Below are 21,218 nucleotides of genomic sequence, written 5' to 3' on the forward strand. Positions count from 1 at the left end.
GTTAACGTTAACGCTTACTAAGAATATCAGCTTAAAGTCGATGCACGGTTATACCGTATCAACAATGCATAACCTGAGTCGCTGATAATACTCATGTAAATTATTTTTGATGTACATCAAAATGATGAGTTACTAGACTTCCTCAATGCGTATTTATCTCTACGCGTAACGTTATTATCAGTATTTATCTGCCTATGTTAATAAAAATGATAAAACCACTGAGTAACGTCTATGAGTTACGTCTAAATCAGCCTTAAATTCATATCTGGGTAATTTACGGGTTTTTCTTTAGCTCATTTGTTAGAATCCCCCATTATTTTGGCAACCGCATTGTTGCTACACTTTGAGTGACTACGCTAAACGCCCCTCAAAGCATGAAAGTTTGACTAAATTAAAGGCAGGATATGACCGTTCTTCTAATGACTCCACCGATGACTCAGCTAAATACGCCCTACCCGGCAACCGCGTATTTAACTGGTTTTTTACGTTCACGTGGCTATGAGGCGGTGCAGAGAGATCCTGCGATTGAACTTTTTTTAGAGATGATGACAGCTCCAGCCCTTGATATCATCCGCCAGCATGTAGAAGAAAACTACCAGCACTTTGAAGACGATGAACTGCCTGAAGTTATTTTTAATTTCCTCGCTGAATTTGACCGCTACCACTTAGCTGTTGAACCTGCGATTCGCTTTTTACAGGGTAAAGATCCAAGCCTTGCTATGCGGATTAATTCACGTCGATTTTTACCTGAAGGACCAGCTTTTGATACGATTGCACAGATGGAAGCCGTGTCTGGTGATGTATTACAAGCCGCTTTTGGTAACCTAGGGGTACAAGATAAAGCAAAGTATTTAGCCACGCTATTTATCAATGACTTATCAAACGTCATTACTCAAGGGGTAGATCCTTATTTTGAAGTCAGCCGTTATGGTGAGCAATTAGCCGCAGCTAACCCAAGTTTCGATAACCTCTACGATACTTTGATGGGTGAATCGAGCTTCAGCTCAGATATATTAGAACAATTAGTCGAGCAGTACTTAGAAGAAACTCAGCCTAGCGTTGTCGCGCTGACAGTGCCTTTCCCCGGCAATATGCTCGGCGCATTACGTATTGCGCAAACCTGTAAAAGTATTAACCCAAGTATTCCTATCGTCATTGGCGGCGGCTTTATCAACACAGAACTTCGCGCGCTAAAAGATCCTCGAGTATTTGAATTCATCGACTTTATCTGTCTTGATGATGGCGAGCGACCGTTAATCACCTTATTGGAATACTTCCAAGGGGAACGAGAGATTGACGACTTAGTGCGTACTTATTTCCTTGCTGAAGATGAAAATGGTACTCCCTACGTTCACTTTAATGAAAACAAAGAGCTGCACGATATACCGCAAACTGATGTTGGCGCGCCAATATACGATGGTTTGCCATTAGGCGAGTACTTATCTTTGTGTGAAATGCTTAACCCTATGCATCGCATTTGGAGTGATGGCCGTTGGAATAAACTCACTATCGCTCACGGTTGTTACTGGCGAAAATGCAGCTTCTGCGATGTCAGCTTAGATTATATCGACCGTTACGACGCCGCAGGCGCTGACGTTCTCGTTGACAGAATTGAGCAACTCATCGAAGAAACGGGGGAAACTGGTTTTCACTTTGTTGATGAAGCCCTGCCACCAAAAGTGTTGTTCTCATTGGCTAAGCGATTAATTGAACGTAATGTAGTGATTAGTTGGTGGGGTAATATTCGTTTTGAAAGAACCTTCAGCCAAGCGCGCTGTCAATTACTTGCAGACTCTGGTTGTATCGCTGTCAGCGGTGGCCTTGAGGTTGCATCCGATCGCTTATTAAAACTGATGAAAAAAGGCGTGAGCGTTGAGCGTGTGGCTCATGTGACTAAAGCCTTTAGTGATGCAGGTATTTTGGTACATGCTTACTTGATGTATGGTTTTCCAACGCAAACCGAGCAAGAAACCATTGATTCCCTTGAAATGGTACGCCAGATGATGGCTCAAGGCTGTTTCCAATCAGCTTACTGGCATCGCTTTGTTGCCACAGTACATAGTCCTATAGGCATGAACCCTGAACAGTTCGGTATTACTCTTGCTGAACGTCCTGACATTCTTTTCGCTGAAAACGATGTCGACTTTACCGATCCAACGGGTACCGACCACCCAATGCTTGGTGAAGGCCTTCGCAAAGCCATTTATAACTATATGCACGGCATTGGTTTTGAACAGCCGATGAGCTTTTGGTTTGATCAGCCAGTTAAACCGACACAAATGAATAAAGACCTAATACTAACTGCTATCAATAATTTCATTGCCAGTAATGAAGAGTAGCCACTTTTTAAGCCATCATTGACAGCTGCAGCACGCAAAGTGCTGCAATCTTCCTAGTTAATTTCTATACCTAAAAATCTACTTGTAATTTTATTCTTAAGATTCTCAAATTCCAAACATAAAAAGCCCCGACTAATGTTGAGGCTTATTACTCTCTTAATAAAAGCATGATAGTACCCGAGACCAGAATTGAACTGCCACGCCTGATTTTAAAACGACGAGGGGTTTTATCTTTCTTCAGTTACTCAAATTTTGGACACAAATAGCTCTGTTAACATCAAGAGTGTTGAGGCTTTTTCGCACCATACTCTTTAATAATAAAAGTCGTATGTAAGTTTCTTATAAAAGAATAATGCTACCCGAGGCCAGACTTGAACTGGCACGCCCTATTTTAAAACGACGAGGGATTTTTTCTTTCTTCAATTACTCAAATTTCAGATATAAAAAAGCCCCGACTAATGTCGAGGCTGTTTTATAATGGTACCCGAGGCCAGACTTGAACTGGCACGCCCGATTTTAAAACGACGAGGGATTTTTTCTTTCTTCAATTACTCAAATTTCAGATATAAAAAAGCCCCGACTAATGTCGAGGCTGTTTTATGATGGTACCCGAGGCCAGACTTGAACTGGCACGCCTATTAAGCGAGGGATTTTAAATCCCTTGTGTCTACCGATTCCACCACTCGGGCAAACTCTGGTAACTCGTCGTAACGCGTTACAAAATTTGATATTCAACGAAGCAATCGGTTGCCGCCGCTGATGTGGTGCATACTTTACTGATTTTTCAGATAGGATCAATAAAAAAATGAAACTTATTGTTTGAATGCCCATTTTACAATCAAATAGCACGAAAACACGGCATTAAAACACCATTTAACGCCAAGTCTTTATAACTAATCCTTTAAGGCGTCGTTAACTCGGCATTTAAGCTCAGGCAGTAATTGCTCCGAAAACCATGGATTTTTTGCTAACCAAATATTATTTCTCGGACTCGGATGCGGTAATGGTATCAATGACCGAGGATAATCAGCCCAGTTTCTAACGGTTTGCGTTAATGATTGTGTAGCTGTGCCTAAATGATAGTCTTGCGCATACTTTCCAATCACTATCGTAAGCTGTACTTGCTTAAGTTCGGCAAGCAGGCGTTCACGCCAAGTTGCGGCACAAATTTTTAATGGCGGCAAATCTCCACTTTTACCTTTTCCAGGGTAGCAAAAACCCATGGGAAGAATGGCCACTTGCTCAGGATTGTAAAAAACCGTTTTATCTATCCCAAGCCACTGTCTTAGGCGCTCACCACTGGCGTCATCAAATGGCACACCTGACTGATGGACCGCAAGACCAGGAGCTTGACCAGCTATCAGCAACTTAGCATTAGCGTGCAACTGTACAACAGGATTAACACCATGGTTAAGCGAAGACTGGCATAACTGGCATTGTTTAACCTTTGCAATTAAGACGTTCAATTCCGCTTGGCTCATTCGCTCTCCTTGTCCCAGTAAATTGCTCAGTGCTATTAGCTCAGTGCTATTTACACATTGCTTCTTTACAGGGTTCTATGTGCGCAGTACTTTCAGACAGTATTTTTACAGAGAACTATTTGCTAAGTACTATGCTTAAGCTTACTGACTCAGACTCTCTTCTAGTGCCTTTAACTGCTGATATATTAGGTCAAATCTTGGTCTTAATGCGCTGTTGTGTTCCAAGCATTGCTGAGACAATACAGAGAGTGCTTTAAAGCAATCTGACGCCGATGATTTACCAAGCTCAATTTGTTGGCCTAACAAGTCATCTAGCATATTACCAAAGGCTCTGACTTCAATACTTTGCATCATATTTGCTTGCCTAGAACTGAGCAACGACAAGTCAGTTGCTGCGCCAAAGTCACCAAATAGCATATTTCCTTCTATATCAATCATAGTGTTATGGGCATATATATCCCCATGACTGACTTTATTTTGATGTAAATGAGACAATGCTGCAGCCATGCTCCGCATCACTTTTACAATGTGTTCGAGCGATATGTCCATACCATCTGAAAAAGTATCTCTAGTACAAGTCACTAACGAAGGCGGTAAGCCTAGATTATAGAAATATGCCGGTATAAGCTCCATGACGAGACCCAAATGATCTGGCTCTGAGATTTGCGCTAGTACTTTAATCAAATTCGGGTGATGCCCCGCACTCAAACAGCAATGTAACTCGTCTTTTGGGTAGCCATCTGACGTCACATCCCCTCTGAACATTTTAACTGCGACGCTTGAATACTCTTTATCAATACTCTTTTTGTTTTCTATAACCTGCTGTTGTGTCGTTTGTTGCCAATTAGCTTGATAGATAACACCTGACGCCCCTTGCCCAAGCTGTTCACCTAGTTGCAGTTCAGTCATTTGGGCATATGGGAACGTATCATGAGACACATGACTATCGGTAACTGGGTTGCCACTAAAAGCTAGCCACGCTAAATTAGGTAGCGATAACAGCCAATCAGGAATTACGCTTAAATTATTGGCTGAAATTCGTAATAATTCTAGCTCTTTACAATTAGCCATTGTGGCAGGTAAAGCGTTAATTTTATTCCCAGCTAAGGCACATTTCTTTAAGCGATGTAAATCACCAATTGAGCTAGGTAACTGAGAAATCTTATTATCAGTTAAAATTAGCCAACGTGTATCAATCGGCAAACAGTTTTCGGCAACTGTATTGATCTGGTTAGCTTTAAAGCCAATCATCTCAAGTTTTGGGCACTGGGCAATGATTGCAGGCACTTCAGTAAAACAGTTAAACGAAAGAAATAAAATCTTCAATTCAGACAATTGTGCAAACTCATCTGGTAAACAACTTAAGCGGTTGTTAGAAAGGTCGAGCACTTCAAGGGTATCTGCAAAAGCCAACACTTCTAAAGGAAACTCGGTTAATTGTTCAGCTATTTGTATTCTTTTGAGTTGTGTATCGTTTAATTCGCCTGATGTTAGCTGTGCCAGTGTGTGCAAATGACCTTCCTGAATAGTTATTTGATGTAAATTTCGCACATGATAAGTCATCGCCAAGCACAAGTTAAGACAACATATTAACGCAAACCAAAAACTGACCTGTCGGCGTAAACAAAATCAACGTCATACTGTCATTTAAGCCAATCTTAGCGCAAAATATTATTATGAAGATCAAACGAACACCAAAGGCCATCAATGAGTGAATTAACCCCTATAAGCTTTTTCAGCCGCTTTGAAGACGATATTTTATCTGGCGCTAAAACAATTACTTTACGAGATGAATCAGAGTCTCATTTCAAAGTGGGTGAAACCTTGTCAGTTTCAACCTTTGAAGATGAGCGTTGGTTCTGCAATATCAAGGTCTTATCAGTCACTAAAGTCGCGTTTCATCACTTAACTGAAGACCATGCTGAACAAGAAAACATGTCATTGGAGTTTCTGAAATCATTGATTCAAGAAGTTTACCCAGGCGTCGAAGAGTTATTTGAAATCAAGTTCCAGTTGCTAAACTGATCTTAACATTGAGTTTCGTTTTTATTTGCTGATGAAACTACGGTTCAATTAGGATATAACTATCAGTAATTAAAAGAAAAGTAATTTAACGGAAAGGATTGCCGACATTGCATTATTTAAGCTTAATTTTTTTATGGCCAATTTACTTACTCCAGGCTATTTGGGTAAAAAAAACCACACTAAAACTGCCTGAACCTAAAGGGTTACGTGAAGGTATTGTCCGGCTAAATAATGCTGATGATTCACAATTAAGCATAGATACTGAAGTCGTTTCCAGTTCAGAGCCCAATACATTATCGATATTGGTTATTGGTGATTCTGCGGCCGCCGGGGTTGGGGTTGAAACTCAGCAACAAGCCCTAACAGGCCAAACGGTTCAATCCCTTACCGCGTTAACGAGTCAACAAACCACAATGACTAGTCTACAAACAGAGCCTGCAACGCAAGCTAGCTATCACAAACTCAAATGGCGATTAATTGCTAAAAGCGGATACAGCACTAAGAATTGCTTAAACAAGCTCAACCACATATTAAGTCAAGCTCATCAAATTAGCGCCGATACTGTGATTATTTCTTTAGGTGTGAACGACGTTTTAAGCCCGATTTCAGCCAAAACTTGGATTAGCCAACAGCAGCAATTATGTGAGCTGCTTTATATATCATTAGGCTGCAGCCAAATTATTATCACCAGTGTTCCACCTATGTCAGCCTTCCCCGCTTTACCTCAGCCTTTTAGGTGGTTTCTTGGTAGTAGAGCCAATGAGTTTAATCATGCTTTAACCCAGTGGATTGACCATAGCTCACTCCCATGTGAGCAATTAGATATGCGGGAATCATTGTCTAACGCAACCATGGCTGAAGATGGATTTCACCCCAGTGCAGAAATTTATCAACACTGGGGGAAAATGGCTGCCAGGTTAATTCAGTTGAATACACAAGCTATAGCTAATCAGACCTCAGCGAATACCGTTCAGAATAAAACTAGCGACCGATAAAGCGGCCTGTTTTTATCTAACCAATTACTCTATACAAGAGTTATTCTAGGCGACTGTTATTCTAAACAAGAGTTATTCTAGGCGACTGTTATTCTAAACAAGAGTTATTCTAAACAACAGTGAGTACAATCTTGCCTACATGATGCTTTTCCTGAAACACTTGCTGGGCAGTGGCAATGTCAGCTAAGGAAAATGTGTCAGCCACAATTGGTTTTATTTTTCCAGACTCAATCGTTGCCACTAAGTTCGAAAATACTTCAGGCTCTAAAACCGTGCATCCAAAGAAGCTCAAATCCTTTAAATAAAGGGTTCTTACATCAAGTTCAACTAGTGCGCCGCCAATGGCACCTGAAACAGCGTAGCGGCCACCAGGCTTTTAACACATCAATTAACAGCGGCCATTGCTTACCAGCAACTAAATAAATCACCACATTAACGCTATTTCCCCCAAAGGTTCCAACTAAGTTCGCATCTATTGGCAATACTTTGTTGGATGGGTAAATAAGTTGTGATTTGAGTCAAACTTCATTTGTATTATTATACGTCAAATGTAATATTTAGCGTTATATTGTCCATAAGCAATAACGATAATCACAGGTATTATTCATATAAGTGCACAGGTGCTCATAAGTGAAATGCCGACACCATTTACTAAAACTCTCACAGATAATAAGAAGTAGGAATGTAGTTACCATGAAAAAATTATCAGTAATTCCTTTAACGATCCTTGTGTCAGGCTTTTTGACGGCATGTGCATCGACCACTGAACCATCGATTAATCCATATCCTGACGCTACAGGCGAACGAACCCCACCAGCAGATTACGCACAATTCTCAAACATTCTGTCAGCATCAAAATTGCAAATTTCAACGCCTAACTCAAAACCTGGCAGCAAGTATGAACTTGCTAGAGACAGTAATTTTAGCGGTATCGTTAACGAACACTTCTATGTTGATAAAGGTTCTAGTGCACTCGTGATGAACATGGAAGGTTATAAATTACGTAATGAACTTCGCGTTATTGAAAACTTCAAATCTGATAGTCCAAACACTTTCTATCATCTTTCAGCTGAATTGATGCCAATTAACCCACGTGATTCTGTAAAAGACAGCCCATCTAAAAATGATGCTATGACCTTTTTACAAGTACACAATAAAGGCACATTTGATGACGGTAAGCACGGCGTTGGGTACATCCCTCACCCACTATTACGTTTAGTATATGAAGCTGATCGCAAAGGTGTTAAAGATCATTATTGGGCCATCATTAAAAACAATAATGTAAACTGCAGTAAAGATAGCGGTAACCGTGAATCTTCAGCCTGTAAAAATGCTTACGTTCGCTTTGATTTAGGCGCTTACGATCCTAACGCCCCAACCAAGTTCGATATTATTGTCGGTGATTCAAAATTAGTGATTAACAGAGACGGTGAAAATCAAGTCACACATGACATCACTTACTGGAAAGAAATGCTTAATTACTTCAAAGCGGGCGTTTATAACCAATTTGAGAATGGTAAGAGTGAGGCTCATTTCTATCAATTAGATTATAAAATTGAGACTAAATAACTTACAGGTTTCTATCTAGACTTTTATCAAAACTAGAACTTAATTAACGGGCGTTGATGGATTAAACCATCAACGCCCGTTTTTAAAACGACGAGGGATTTTATCTTTCTTCAATTACTCAAATTTTGGACACAAAAAAGCCCCAACTTTCGTTGAGGCTTTTATGCACCATACTTACGTATGTAAGTTTCTTGTAACAAGAATATGGTACCCGAGGCCAGACTTGAACTGGCACGCCTATTAAGCGAGGGATTTTAAATCCCTTGTGTCTACCGATTCCACCACTCGGGCATAAGTGTTGTTTTAACCGTCTAGTTTAAAGCACTAAACAATTAAACAAAAATTGTGGAGGCGCGACCCGGAGTCGAACCGAGGTCGACGGATTTGCAATCCGCAGCATAGCCATTCTGCCATCGCGCCGTATAGATAATGATTGGAGCGACATATCGGGTTCGAACCGATGACCTATACCTTGGCAAGGTATCGCTCTACCAACTGAGCTAATGTCGCATCTTTATGCTTAATTAATTCACTTAACAAGGTATCGTCTGATACAAGGCCAACTGAGCTAATGTCACATCTTTTATGCTTAACTAATTTAATTAACAATGTATCGTCTGATACAAAGCCAACTAAGCTAATCTTGCAATCATTTGCCTATCTTCGCAGATTAGGCCTCGATGTCATCAAGTTGCAACCTTTCGGTTATACGCTGAAGCATCACTGTCTACGGGGGTGCATTCTACCGATTTCAGTGTCGGTGTCAATTGCTGTTTTCAATAAAAATGACTGAATGCGCACTAAATAAACTCATTGAACTTTTATTGCACTACTCGGCAGTTAAGTCTTTCCAAGCTGCTGAAATATAACTCATCATTGACCAGAAAGTCAGCACTGCAGCAATATAGAATAGACCATAAGACACATTGGTCAAAAATTCATTCGGTTGCCAAATCAAACCTACTATCGCCACCATTTGTGCTGCGGTTTTATATTTGCCAATCCATGATACGGCGACAACCCCACGTTTACCTATTTCAGCCATCCATTCACGTAGCGCAGAAATGACGATTTCACGACCAATCATAAACAATGCAGCTAGAGTCAGGTAAATATTATCATTTTGCTGAACCAACAACACCAAAGCCGTAGTCACCATAATCTTGTCAGCAACGGGGTCTAAAAATGCGCCAAAACGCGTGGACTGTTTGAGTTTTCTTGCTGCATATCCATCTAATGCGTCTGTCACAGCCGCAAGCCAGAATATTAATGCCGACGCAAAAGGCGCCCAAGAATAAGGAAGATAAAAAACCACGACAAAAACCGGCAAAAGCAACAACCGGAATAATGTTAGCGCTATAGGTAAATTAAAAGGCATGAAAGAAACCAAATAGTCAGAAACAGCGCCAATCTTGCCTTAATTTTATCCCCCTCGCAATGCATCATGGATTGTTTGTGCCATTTCTAGGCTAATTCCGGGCACTTTTGTTAATTCTGCTACACTCGCCCCCTTTACTTCCTGTATTCCACCGAGATGTTGTAACAATAGTTTGCGACGTTTAGGGCCAACACCAGCAATTGATTCTAATGTCGAGGTGTTACGTGTCTTCTGTCGCTTATTCCTATGTCCTGTAATCGCAAATCGATGTGACTCATCACGTATGTGTAAAATTAAATGGAATGCAGGAGAGTCACTGGCAAGTTCAAAGGTTTGTTCATTGCCACCAAATACAAAGGTTTCTAAGCCGGCTTTGCGGCCTTCACCTTTTGTTACGCCAATTAGTAGAGGCGGCTTGTCTAAATGAACGCACTTTTCATCAACAATTTTTTGCGAAATACGTAGTTGACCAATACCGCCATCAATAAAGACGATATCAGGCACTTTGCCATTATTATCGATTTTATCGAATCGACGCTTTAATGCCTGCTCCATTGCCGCATAATCATCACCGCCGGTAATGCCATTGATGTTATAACGTCGGTAGTCAGCTTTGTGTGGGCCTTCTCGGTTGAATACCACACAAGAAGCCACGGTACTTTCGCCCATGGTATGACTGATATCAAAACATTCCATACGTGTAATTGGATGCCCTAACTCTAAGGCTTCTTCTAATAGCTGAAAACGTTGCTCAACGGTGTTTTTATGAGATAAACGGGTATTGACTGCATTTGTTGCATTAGTCAGTGCTAAGCGCAAGAAGTTAGCCCGCTCGCCTCGCACTTGAGTCTTAATTTCAAATTTACGATCTAACGCCTGTGAAATTGTATTTTCAAGTACTTTCTGTTCGCTAAAAGATTCGCTGATCAGCACTTCTTTCGGGATCGTTCTTTGAATGTCGGCATTTAAATAGAATTGGCCAATGAACGAGACTAACACTTCTTCAAGTTCAGTTTGTGGCGGCACTGTAGGGTAATAGCTACGGCTACCAAATATTTTACCATCTCGGATAAACAATAAGTGAAAACAGACGATACCAGAGGCGTAATGCACACCTATGACATCCATATCGCCTTTGTGGTTCGATACCTCTTGCTGCTCCGCCACTCGTCTTAATGCGGTAATTTGGTCACGAAATTGCGCAGCTGACTCATATTCCATCTCATTAGCTGCAGTGTCCATTTTAGCCACTAACTCAGTGATCACTTGCTTATCTTTGCCTTTTAAAAACAAGCTAGCTAATTTAACTTGCTCGGTATAATCGTCATCAGAAATCCGCCCAACACAGGGAGCACTGCAACGTTCTAACTGATATTGCAAACACGGACGAGAGCGAGACTTATAATACAAGTCATCACACTGGCGAATAGGAAATAGCTTTTGCATCAAGTTTAAGCTTTCACGCACCGCCCCACCATTTGGGTAAGGTCCAAAATAATGACCTTTCTCTCGCTTAGGGCCGCGATGGTAAGCTAAACGCGGATGCTTGTGACCGCTAAGTAATATATAGGGATAAGATTTATCATCACGAAGCAATACATTGTATTTCGGCATGTATTGCTTGATGTAATCATTTTCAAGCAAAAGCGCATCGGTCTCGCTGTGAGTCAGGGTGACATCAATATTGGCAATACGGGCAACAAGCGCTTGTGTTTTTACATTAGGCAGGTTCGCCCGAAAATAAGATGACAGGCGTTTTTTAAGATCTTTAGCTTTACCGACATAAATGACCTCGCCTTTTTCATCGTACATACGATAAACACCTGGCGAAGATGAGACGGTTTTTAAAAACAATTTTGAATTAAAGCAAGCAGGCATCAACTATCCTAAAAGTAGGCGTCAATACCTTTGTATGAACACCTAATGTCTAAAAAGAACTGGCATCGAGCATTTTGTAGCGAATAGCGAGACGGGTCAACTCAACATCGCCACCAATATCTAATTTGGCAAATAAACGATAGCGATAACTGTTCACTGTTTTTGGACTTAAGTTTAGCTTTTCTGAAATATCATTCACCTTCTCACCATTGGTGATCATTAGCATGATTTGCAGTTCTCGCTCAGATAAGCTGCTAAATGGATTTTCATCAGAATGACTAAATTGGCTCAACGCCATTTGCTGGGCAATTTCAGGGGATAAATAACGCTGTCCACGTGATACTTGCTGAATAGCACGTAATACTTCTGGCGAGGTCGAACCTTTGGTTAAATAACCTGACGCTCCTGCTTGCATTACTTTTGTAGGAAAAGGGTCTTCTGTTTGTACTGTAAGCACAATGATTTTAGCTTCTGGCTGATAGCGAAGTATTTTACGCGTGGCTTCTAATCCACCCATACCTGGCATATTCATGTCCATGAGAATGACATCGGCTTCGCTTTGTCGTGACCATTGTACAGCTGTTTCGCCGTCGGGCGCTTCGCCAACCACCTTAATACCCCGCTCGTCTTCTAACAAACGACGAATGCCGGTTCGTACTAATTCATGGTCATCAACTAAATATACTGAAATCAACTTCTATCCACCTTAAAAACACATTCATCCTGAACTTTATTCTTATGCTTACATGAGTAATTTAGCTTATTGCGCGACTGACTGAAAGAGAAATAAGCGTTTAAGCTTGTAGGAATGACTTAGTTAATGGTTTCTTTTGATAAAAGTGCCCAACAAATTTAATTATGATTAAAAAACAATCTTCTAACTTTATATGGCGTGATACGAATCAAACTATTTTTTATCACGAAATCAGCATAATCCACTAAAATACACGCTCAAAACTCAAATATAGAAATGTCAGTTTCAGATTACACATACCATCTGAATAACTAATAAAAAAACTTAATTGATTAAAAATTAGCAACTTGCCCTCCATTAAGGAGTGAAATTAGTCCATCATAAAAATAAAAAACCGCAATCGAATAATCAATTGCGGTTTACTATCTCATCTGATTTTAAGCTATCAATCTCATAGCTTAAAACCTTATAGCCTAAAAACGATTGAAAACACCGTTCTATTATTCGTCGTTTTCTACGAAGTCATCAGAAAAATCTGTTTCCCAATATTTATAACCTTGAACAGTTGCCTGAGCTGCAGCTCCCATTAGGTTAACTTGATAGGTTTTTACGCCACTGACATCTACAGACTGATTAGCAGAAGCCTGGTCACCGCTATCTTCATATTTAGCACTGGCTTCAGCTTGTGCTTGGCCTTCATAGCCAGACTCTTTAAATCGTGTCATGGCATCGTTATCCATAAAGGCTTGAACAAAAGCCATTTGTTTCCATCCGATACCAGCACCGACTCCACCTGTAGCGAAGCGATAATATGAGTTTCGTCCATTTGCAGTCAGTACACACACTCCGCCGCCAGTAGATAAAGCAAATAAGTAGCTGTTACTGCCAGTACAAACAACATAGCCTACTGATTGCGCCACAGCAGTTTTAGCCCCACTATGTTCAGCATAAATTTCTTGCAACGCTGATTGAGTTTCTTTACGTGCATTGGCTTTTTTAGACTCTGGGTTATCACCTGTCGCACAGCCTGTTAGTAAAGCTGGCACCATCACTGCTGCTAAAAGTAATTTTTTACTGATTAAAGTCTTAGACATGTAAGTTTCCTCTGTCAAAGTGGATATAAATTGGCCTTTATTGGCAAGTTACACAGATATATCATTCACTCATCAATATGAGTGGGTAATGCTTTCAGAAATAAGCCACCTAGTGGGCCACTGTGTCACTTAACCGCTTCTGAATACGCTCTATAGGTTATGCGCTCAACTCGATATAGGGCTATTATAATTGAACACCACCACATTAGTTACCATTTTACGCCACAAGCAACTATGCTTAATTACTGTCTTTAAATTTAGCCTTTATTTGTAAAATTTCATCTAATTTATCAATAAATAACGGCACTAATTTAGGATCAAAATAACTGCCTGCTTCACGCTCGATTAGTGCAAGAGCGTCTTCAACTGTCCAGGCTTTTTTATAGGGGCGTTCACTGGTAAGTGCGTCAAATACATCAGCAATGGCAACAATCCTGCCGTATAACGGAATACTTTCACCACTTAAGCCATTAGGGTAACCACTGCCATCCCATTTCTCATGGTGCGTAAGTGCCACTTCTTTAGCGACGGTCATTAACTCCGAATCTTTATCACCAAGGATTTCAGCACCAATTTCACAATGCTTCTTCATCTCTTCAAACTCTTCAAATTCAAGCTTGCCTGGTTTCTTTAAAATGGCGTCTGAGATACCAATTTTACCCACATCATGCATGGGCGCTGCATTCATCAATACTTCGGCATCTGCTTCATTAATCCCAGCAGCAAGCGCTAAAACATGAGTGTAATAACTCATGCGGATAACATGCATCCCTGTTTCATTATCTTTATATTCAGCTGCACGCCCCAAGCGACGAATAACATTCAATTGGTTTTGGGCAATTTCTGCAGTTTTTTGCTGTACTTTAATGGCAAGTAATCGGTTTTGATCGGTTAAAGCGAGTTGGGTATGAACACGTCGTTGCACAATGGGTGGATTGAATGGTTTAGTAATATAATCAGCAGCGCCTAACTCTAAGCCTTTTAACTCATCAGCAGCAGAGATTTTAGCCGTCACAAATATGACTGGGATATGACGAGTTCTTTCGTCTAGTTTTAACTGTCTACACACTTCAAAACCATCGATACCTGGCATCATAATATCTAATAAGATTAAATCCAGCTTGATACTACGGGCAATTTTTAACGCAAGCTCACCATTTTTAGCAATCTTAATATGATATTCAGACTTTAAAACACCAGCTAAAACATCAATGTTCTCAGGAGTATCATCCACGACTAAAATAGTCTGCTTTTCCATCGGTATTCCTTATCGTTGCTGAGCTTACTCGCATATTTTCGTAACGTATTTAATCAGAATTAATTAAGCGCCTTTAATTGCTCAATCATTTGCTTAGCTATTTCCATTGCTGTGTCCAGTTCATACTCGCTTAATTGTTTTTCAAGTAGCTTATAGTTATGTATTAATGGATCTATATTCAAACATTCGCCATGGGTGTCGAGGTATTCCGTGGCCTCCATGTCGAAACTTTCTAACATAGTCACTAATACTTCTAACGTCCTGATTGCTAATGGCTTATCTAATAATAGCTGAGTTTGTTGAATTTGTTCTTTTGGCGTCAGCAAGGTGATCTCTTCGCAAACGTGTGTTAGTTCAGCACCTACTTCAGATAATAGGTTAAGGTCACTCTCAGTTAATCCGTGCTCAAGTTGCGCAGCTAATTCAGCTAACTTCTCAGCACCGATGCTGCCCGCAACGCCTTTAAGGGTATGCACTAAACGTGCTGCCAATGACTCATCGTTAACAGCTGTTGCACGTGAAAACGCGCCAACAAATCCTGACTGACCGCTAACAAATTTAACCAATAATTTAAGGTATAACCCTTCATTACCTTGGGTGCGCATTAACCCCAGAGCTTTATTGATATGAACAGTATTGATAAATGTCCCGTTCTGAGCTTCACTGCGTCCTCCATCAGCGCTGATATTGTCAACTCGCGAAGATGTAGTATTAGATGTGTCAGCAGGAGTGGCCACTGGCGTTATTGGCTTGGCAGGTGTTATCCACTTTGCCATCGTAATAAACATCGCCTCGACATCAATCGGTTTTGGAATATGGTCATTCATGCCAGCATTTAACGCTTTCTCTCGGTCTCCCGCCATCGCATTCGCCGTCATCGCTAAAATTGGCAAATCGCTATTTTCTGGTATGCCACGTAATACTGATGTAGCGGTATATCCATCCATAACTGGCATTTGGCAGTCCATAAGAACGCCATCAAAATGTTCAAGGGCAAGCTTCTCTATTGCTTCCTGTCCATTATTAGCAATCGTTGTCTGAATATGTTTACTGTTAAGTAACTCTTCAACCAACTCTTGATTTAAATCATTATCTTCTGCAATCAAAATGTTTGCGCCAGCTAATTTGACTAACGCCTTGGAGAGTTCCGATTCATCACGTAAATGACTCAATGGATTGATAGACTCAGACATCACAAAAGACAGCGCTTTCATCAAACTCGATTGCGTCTGGGGCTTAGTTAAAATACTGTCAAAATGTACATCCGCTGCGCTAAAGAGTAAGTCCTCTTTGCCGTATGCAGTTATCATAATGAGCTTTGGTTTACGGTTAGCAGGGAGCTTGCCAATAAATCGAGCAACGTCAACACCAGTAACGTCAGGCATTTGCCAGTCAACAATAGCAACATCAGGACTGTCACCTTCCGCTAGAATATCTATCGCTTGTTGACCTCGTTCCAGCGCGTTAACTTTCATTCCGATACGACTGAGTAAATTCGATAAGATCTCTCTTGCGACCTGGTTATCATCAACCAGTAATACACTTTTGCCTTTAAGATCAGTTATATCTTCGTGATATATAGTCGAAGACGTAATTGGGCTTAAATCAAATGGTAAGTTGAAACTAAAGGTACTGCCCACGCCAGGTTCACTGGTTAAGCTAATTTGACCACCCATTAACTCTGCAAGGTTTTTACAAATCGCTAGGCCTAATCCCGTACCACCGTACTTACGAGTCGTTGAGGCGTCAGCTTGTGAGAACGCATTAAATAGTCGAGACTGCTGCTCCTCTGTCATACCTATTCCAGAGTCCGTCACTGAGAACGTAATGAACGCTTGCTCTGTGGTCAGTTTATCCAGTTTGACAGAAATGATGATGTTGCCTTTTTCGGTAAATTTAACCGCATTATTGGCTAAATTTATCAATACCTGACTAACTCGAAGTGAATCACCGAGTAAATTTTCAGGTATGGCATCGTCAATATCAAACAGCAGTTCAAGCCCTTTTTCGGACACCTTTATGCCAATTAGATTACTGACATTATTAAGCAGCTCATCAATACTGATGTCTATATTTTCAATATCTAACTTGCCCGCTTCAATTTTTGAAAAGTCGAGAATGTCATTAATAATCCCTAATAATGATTGCGCGGAAGCATTGGTTTTTTCGATATAGTTACGTTGCTGACGATTAAGGTCTGTTTCTAAGGCAAGATGAGACATGCCGATAATGGCATTCATTGGAGTGCGTATTTCATGACTCATATTGGCTAAAAAGTCACCTTTAGCCTTATTGGCACTATCAGCTTCTGAGATGGCTTTTGCTAGTTCACGTTCTAACTCTTTCGCCGCGTTCACATTGATATGAACACCACTGATCCGTTCCGGGGTGCCATCTTCGCGATACTGATAGGTTTGGCCAATGCTAAGGATCCAATCATAACCGCCATCTTTTCGCAGCATTCTGAATTCTTGGCGTAAAACTTTATTCTCACCTGTTGAAGCGGTCAACTGTTCATTGAGGAGCTCAGCTTTATCGTCAGGGTGGATCAAATTGGCAAATGTTTCAGCCCCATTGATAAGAGCAGACCATTTATCTGCGTTGATACATATATCAAGGCGGTCATAACCTAACATTTGATTGTACATTCGATTAACGACAACGCGGTTCTCATGGGGGTAGAAATCCCACATGCCCATTTGCGCACTTTTGGCGGCCACTTCGAGTTTTTCTTCCGAATCAAGCAATAAGTTTTCGGCTAACTTTTGTTCAGTGACATCAAATATAGTGCCATCAAAGTGGCCTTCGCCGTGATTCTCTCCTGCTTCAAATTGCGCCATAATTTGCACATATCGCAACTCACCGAATCGATTCAGAATGCGCATGTCTACAAGCACTTTTTCGCGATTTAATACGGCATTACGCACAACTTGAAAAAACTTATCCCCGTCACCACCAATAGCTAAATCAACAAACCGTCTTGAGGCACTTTTACCAATAAAATCACTTACAGGATAACCAGTAATATGCTCAAAATTAGGGCTTATATAGAATATAGTGAAATTATTAGTGTCTATATCAACATAATTACACCGAAATACAGCTCCCTGTATGTTCTCTACCAAGGTTTGATATTGTTGCTGATTTTTCAACATTTCAGCTCTAACAATTTCTTGATCGTTAATATCAAGCAGTGACAAGCGAATTTCAGTTAACTTGCCCTCTTCTGTAAACTCTGTGCGCACGGTTAACGAAACTGCCAATACTTTTCCTGATTGAGAGATTAAATCTAGTCGAGCATCAGAAGTATCAATACCTTTTATTGCAGCATCAAAAATCTGCTGACCTTCACCATCTTTGGCCCCTAACACATCATGCCAAGTTAAATCGGTAAAAGCGGTTCGGTCATAGCCAGTAATATCAGCAAATTGTTTATTATGTTTAGTAAATTTACCGTTAATATCTAAAGTGGCATAGGCCACTGCAGAGTTCTCGTATAAATCCCATAATCGATGCTCACGCTCTTGCAAATCTTTGGTGCGAATGGATATGGTTTTTTCTAACCTTTCATTACTCACTTGTAATCGAAGCAGCACGTGGCGACTCAGCCATAAAGTCGCCAAGGTAATTAAGATGCAGGACACAGCAATAACGCTTATCAGGATAAGAATAATCGCTTTAAAGTACTGATAATTACTGCTTGCTTCTTTAATAGACATTTCAGTGACAATGCCAAAACCATAACGGTTATCCCATTTCCAAGCGCCAATGACATCAACGCCTAAATAGTTTCTATAACGCTCGTTACTATTGCCATTCAACTGTAGAGTTACCTGCTTAGCGGCATAGGTCAGTGTCTTATCATCATGATTTTCATCTGCTGGTGACGCTAAGGTCAATTTTTTTAAGGGGTCTGTGACGCGAAAGTTTAATACTGACAATTGGCCTTGTTCAAGCAAGCCAAGGGGTACTAAGTCTTCCTCAAAACGGCTATGAGATAACATTCGGCCTTTAGAATCGACAAAATAAGATTCGCCCGTCTCCCCTACTATAGCGCTCTGAGTAAGTGTAGAAAACTCTAAATAAGGGTCAATTCTTAAAGCTAGTACTGCGCTGATAGAGCCATCATCTTGGGCAATAGGACTGAGTACAAACATGGTAGGTGTATCTTCACGCTCAACTCCATACGGGTTTTTTAATATAATGTCTGAACGCATTGGCGGTGTAATTACGATATTTCCGCTGACAGCTTCGGCAAACAAATTAGGATGTTCGCGCTTAACAATATTAGTTACGCCAAGGTTGCTATCTCGACTTGAAGCAATATTGTCTCCCTCTAGCGTGATGATAAAAAAACCTAACGAGCCAAAAGACAAGCTATAACGGTTATAAGCATCACGAGACCATTGGAGGTGCTCACTATTCAACAATAATTCGGAATCGGTACCAATTTCTATAAGTTCCTTTGTTCGTAATTGCAGCAAAGGATTTGTAGCAACCGTTCTGACTCTGTCTTCCCAGCCTTTAACCCAAGATGACAACGCGGCATCTGTCGTCAAGGCAACTGACTTTAATGCAAGTCCACTCCTTTGCAAATCTTGTTTATAAGCCACATTTAGCCCAATCGCAGAAATAGAGGATATCAATGCTAGAAAACAGAACACAATAGAACCGATATAAACTCGATTACGACCATTTTCAAAAAAACGAGAAATATCTTCATTCGCTTCAGAACGTAATCGAACGAATAACCAGAACAAGTAAAACAAGAGTCCCAGTGACAAAAATAATAACGTGCTATTCATATCCATCTGCAATCCTAAACCTGCTCATTCGACTTAACCCTATAAAATAAAATCAACTTGGTTAATGCGGTAAAAAAACTGAAATATTAGTGGTATTGTTTTCATCATCGACGCTCAGCGACACTTTACCTCGCTGAGCTTCTGCAAGGAGTTTAGCTGAGTAAGTACCTATGCCTGTGCCATTATCCTTTCCAGCTGAGGTATATTTTTGCCAAAAGGTGTCACGGATCTCTTTATCAACAACACCAAGGTTTTGAATGCTTATTCGCAGCATAGGTGCAGCGTTATCTTCATCTTCTGAGCGAGATAGAGAAATTGATACTCGAGTTTTATTTGGCGCAGCCTCGCAGGCATTTTTAAGCAAGTTAAATAACATCGAATAACTGAGGCTCTCATCCCCCATCACTTGATAATCTTCATCACCATTTTCTTCGCAATCTAGGTATATCAGTAGATGTTTTACTTGGAAGGTTTTCTTCAACACTGCAATCATTTTTTGCAGCAAGTTGATGATTGAAAATGGCTTTGCCTGCAAGTTAAATCGACCGGTTTCAATCTTGTAAAGCTCACTAGACATATTGATCATATTCAGTAATTGAAATGACATGTCTTCAGCAATATCAGCATTTTCATGGTTGCTTTTAGAAATATGGGGGTCATGTTTGATTTGCTCTATCAGTGCCATCAATCCAGCTATTGGACCTTTTAAATCATGCTGTAACACCTGTTGAACCTCTTGTTTCAACTTTTCGGTGGCCACCATATTGTCAAAGTCGGATTGCAGATTCTTATGCATCTGCACATAAGCCATGAGGTTTCTAACCCTCAATCTTAATAACTCTGGTTGTATCGGCTTACTAATAAAATCTACAGCGCCACCATCAAGTCCTTGCACTTGATACTTATCTTCTGTCAGTGCTGTTACAAAGATAACAGGAGTATGGGTGGATTGAGGGTGCTCACGAAGCCGTTTTAATACTTCGAAGCCGTCCATCTCTGGCATCATAATATCTAGTAAAATTAAATCAGGCGGATTATCAGATTGAGCAATCTCAATGGCTTTTTGACCATTTTTTGCCAGTTTAACTTGATAGTCATCTTTTAGTAGGCCGCCAATTAAAGTGAGGTTTTCAGTGGTATCGTCCACCACCAACACTGAAGACTTTTTGATTTTATTTGTCGGTGAGATGTCTTGTAGATGCTCATCTTGTTGTAAGCTGTCTAGCGGATTAGCAACTAACTCTTTTGCAGTAATTGAAGAAACTTTATTACTGATTTGACCTTGTAAGCATTGCAACACTCTTTGCTGCAAGGTAGCAGTAGTAAAAGGTTTAATCACAAGATCAGTAACCCCTTTACTAATGGCGGCGCTAACCCTTTCTCTTGCAGCTTCGGCCGTTATCATTAAAAAAGGCAGGTGTTGCCACTTAGGAGTCTGCCTTACTTCACAGAGCAATTCGATACCTGTCATCACCGGCATATTCCAATCAGAAATGATCAGGTCGATATGATAGTTTTGCAGTATTTTTAGTGCCTTGGCACCATTCTCTGCTTGATAAACATGACCAATACCAAAACGTTTGAGCTGATCGGAGCTGATTTTTCGGATGGCATCCATATCATCAACAATTAACACATTTTTCTTTGATAACTCCATGTGACCTCTTCTAAGCAGATTCAATCACTTTACTCAACGAAAGGT

At 40.5% G+C, this 21,218-nt stretch carries 13 protein-coding genes, 4 tRNA genes and 1 pseudogene; 4 read left to right on the top strand and 14 right to left on the bottom strand.

From position 1 onward, the window contains the following. Positions 1 to 404 precede the first annotated feature (404 nt). The gene (locus BCU84_RS05610; protein WP_102527113.1) at positions 405 to 2,339 is read left to right on the top strand and encodes a B12-binding domain-containing radical SAM protein; all 1,935 of its coding nucleotides are present in this window, start codon (positions 405 to 407) and stop codon (positions 2,337 to 2,339) included. A 603-nt stretch (positions 2,340 to 2,942) separates the two neighbouring features. Here BCU84_RS05610 and BCU84_RS05615 read toward each other — a convergent pair. The 3 genes from BCU84_RS05615 to BCU84_RS05625 all read right to left on the bottom strand — a co-directional run bounded on the left by BCU84_RS05615 (position 2,943) and on the right by BCU84_RS05625 (position 5,332). Further along, positions 2,943 to 3,028: transfer RNA gene (locus tag BCU84_RS05615), tRNA-Leu, on the bottom strand. Between the two features lie 204 nt (positions 3,029 to 3,232). Beyond that, positions 3,233 to 3,820 carry a uracil-DNA glycosylase family protein gene (locus BCU84_RS05620; RefSeq protein ID WP_102527114.1) on the bottom strand — a complete coding sequence of 196 codons (588 nt, stop codon included), beginning with the start codon at positions 3,818 to 3,820 and terminating at the stop codon, positions 3,233 to 3,235. Positions 3,821 to 3,961: 141 nt separating this feature from the next. Further along, positions 3,962 to 5,332 (bottom strand): leucine-rich repeat-containing protein kinase family protein, encoded by a 1,371-nt coding sequence (locus BCU84_RS05625; protein ID WP_102527115.1) that lies wholly within the window; start codon positions 5,330 to 5,332, stop codon positions 3,962 to 3,964. A 195-nt stretch (positions 5,333 to 5,527) separates the two neighbouring features. Here BCU84_RS05625 and yqfB point away from each other — a divergent pair, with 195 nt between their 5' ends. Both yqfB and BCU84_RS05635 read left to right on the top strand, forming a co-directional pair. Next, complete coding sequence (gene yqfB / locus BCU84_RS05630) at positions 5,528 to 5,845, top strand: N(4)-acetylcytidine aminohydrolase (protein ID WP_102527116.1); 318 nt, start codon at positions 5,528 to 5,530, stop codon at positions 5,843 to 5,845. Between the two features lie 98 nt (positions 5,846 to 5,943). Then, positions 5,944 to 6,840, top strand: coding sequence for an SGNH/GDSL hydrolase family protein (locus tag BCU84_RS05635; protein ID WP_241906366.1), 897 nt, complete (start codon positions 5,944 to 5,946; stop codon positions 6,838 to 6,840). Positions 6,841 to 6,949: 109 nt separating this feature from the next. On the opposite strand, the pseudogene BCU84_RS05640 reads toward BCU84_RS05635, so the two are convergent. Then, positions 6,950 to 7,334: pseudogene (locus tag BCU84_RS05640) on the bottom strand (zinc-binding dehydrogenase); the annotation flags it as partial. Positions 7,335 to 7,533: 199 nt separating this feature from the next. Here BCU84_RS05640 and BCU84_RS05645 point away from each other — a divergent pair. Further along, the gene (locus BCU84_RS05645; protein ID WP_102527118.1) at positions 7,534 to 8,409 is read left to right on the top strand and encodes a polysaccharide lyase family 7 protein; all 876 of its coding nucleotides are present in this window, start codon (positions 7,534 to 7,536) and stop codon (positions 8,407 to 8,409) included. A gap of 205 nt (positions 8,410 to 8,614) precedes the next feature. On the opposite strand, the gene BCU84_RS05650 is transcribed toward BCU84_RS05645, so the two are convergent. From BCU84_RS05650 to BCU84_RS05695, 10 genes are all read right to left on the bottom strand, one after another. Then, positions 8,615 to 8,700 (bottom strand) — tRNA-Leu (locus BCU84_RS05650). Positions 8,701 to 8,755: 55 nt separating this feature from the next. Then, positions 8,756 to 8,829, bottom strand: a tRNA-Cys gene (locus BCU84_RS05655). Positions 8,830 to 8,843: 14 nt separating this feature from the next. Next, positions 8,844 to 8,919: transfer RNA gene (locus tag BCU84_RS05660), tRNA-Gly, on the bottom strand. Between the two features lie 319 nt (positions 8,920 to 9,238). Then, positions 9,239 to 9,787, bottom strand: coding sequence for a CDP-diacylglycerol--glycerol-3-phosphate 3-phosphatidyltransferase (pgsA, locus tag BCU84_RS05665; RefSeq protein WP_102527119.1), 549 nt, complete (start codon positions 9,785 to 9,787; stop codon positions 9,239 to 9,241). Between the two features lie 45 nt (positions 9,788 to 9,832). Next, the gene (uvrC, locus tag BCU84_RS05670) at positions 9,833 to 11,665 is read right to left on the bottom strand and encodes an excinuclease ABC subunit UvrC (RefSeq protein ID WP_102527120.1); all 1,833 of its coding nucleotides are present in this window, start codon (positions 11,663 to 11,665) and stop codon (positions 9,833 to 9,835) included. 49 nt (positions 11,666 to 11,714) lie between these two features. After that, the gene (uvrY, locus tag BCU84_RS05675; RefSeq protein WP_102527121.1) at positions 11,715 to 12,359 is read right to left on the bottom strand and encodes a UvrY/SirA/GacA family response regulator transcription factor; all 645 of its coding nucleotides are present in this window, start codon (positions 12,357 to 12,359) and stop codon (positions 11,715 to 11,717) included. A gap of 500 nt (positions 12,360 to 12,859) precedes the next feature. Continuing rightward, positions 12,860 to 13,453: a hypothetical protein gene (locus BCU84_RS05680; RefSeq protein WP_102527122.1), complete on the bottom strand. Its 594-nt coding sequence runs from the start codon at positions 13,451 to 13,453 to the stop codon at positions 12,860 to 12,862. A gap of 238 nt (positions 13,454 to 13,691) precedes the next feature. Beyond that, complete coding sequence (locus BCU84_RS05685; protein WP_102527123.1) at positions 13,692 to 14,711, bottom strand: two-component system response regulator; 1,020 nt, start codon at positions 14,709 to 14,711, stop codon at positions 13,692 to 13,694. Positions 14,712 to 14,770: 59 nt separating this feature from the next. Next, entirely contained in the window at positions 14,771 to 19,522 is a 4,752-nt protein-coding gene (locus BCU84_RS05690) for a response regulator (protein WP_102527124.1), read from the bottom strand. 55 nt (positions 19,523 to 19,577) lie between these two features. Continuing rightward, positions 19,578 to 21,173, bottom strand: a complete 1,596-nt coding sequence (locus BCU84_RS05695) for a response regulator (RefSeq protein ID WP_102527125.1) — start codon at positions 21,171 to 21,173, stop codon at positions 19,578 to 19,580. Between the last annotated feature and the right edge of the window lie 45 nt (positions 21,174 to 21,218).

It is taken from the genome of Shewanella sp. 10N.286.51.B7, from assembly GCF_002873615.1.
In the GTDB taxonomy this organism is placed as follows: Bacteria; Pseudomonadota; Gammaproteobacteria; order Enterobacterales; family Shewanellaceae; genus Shewanella; species Shewanella electrodiphila.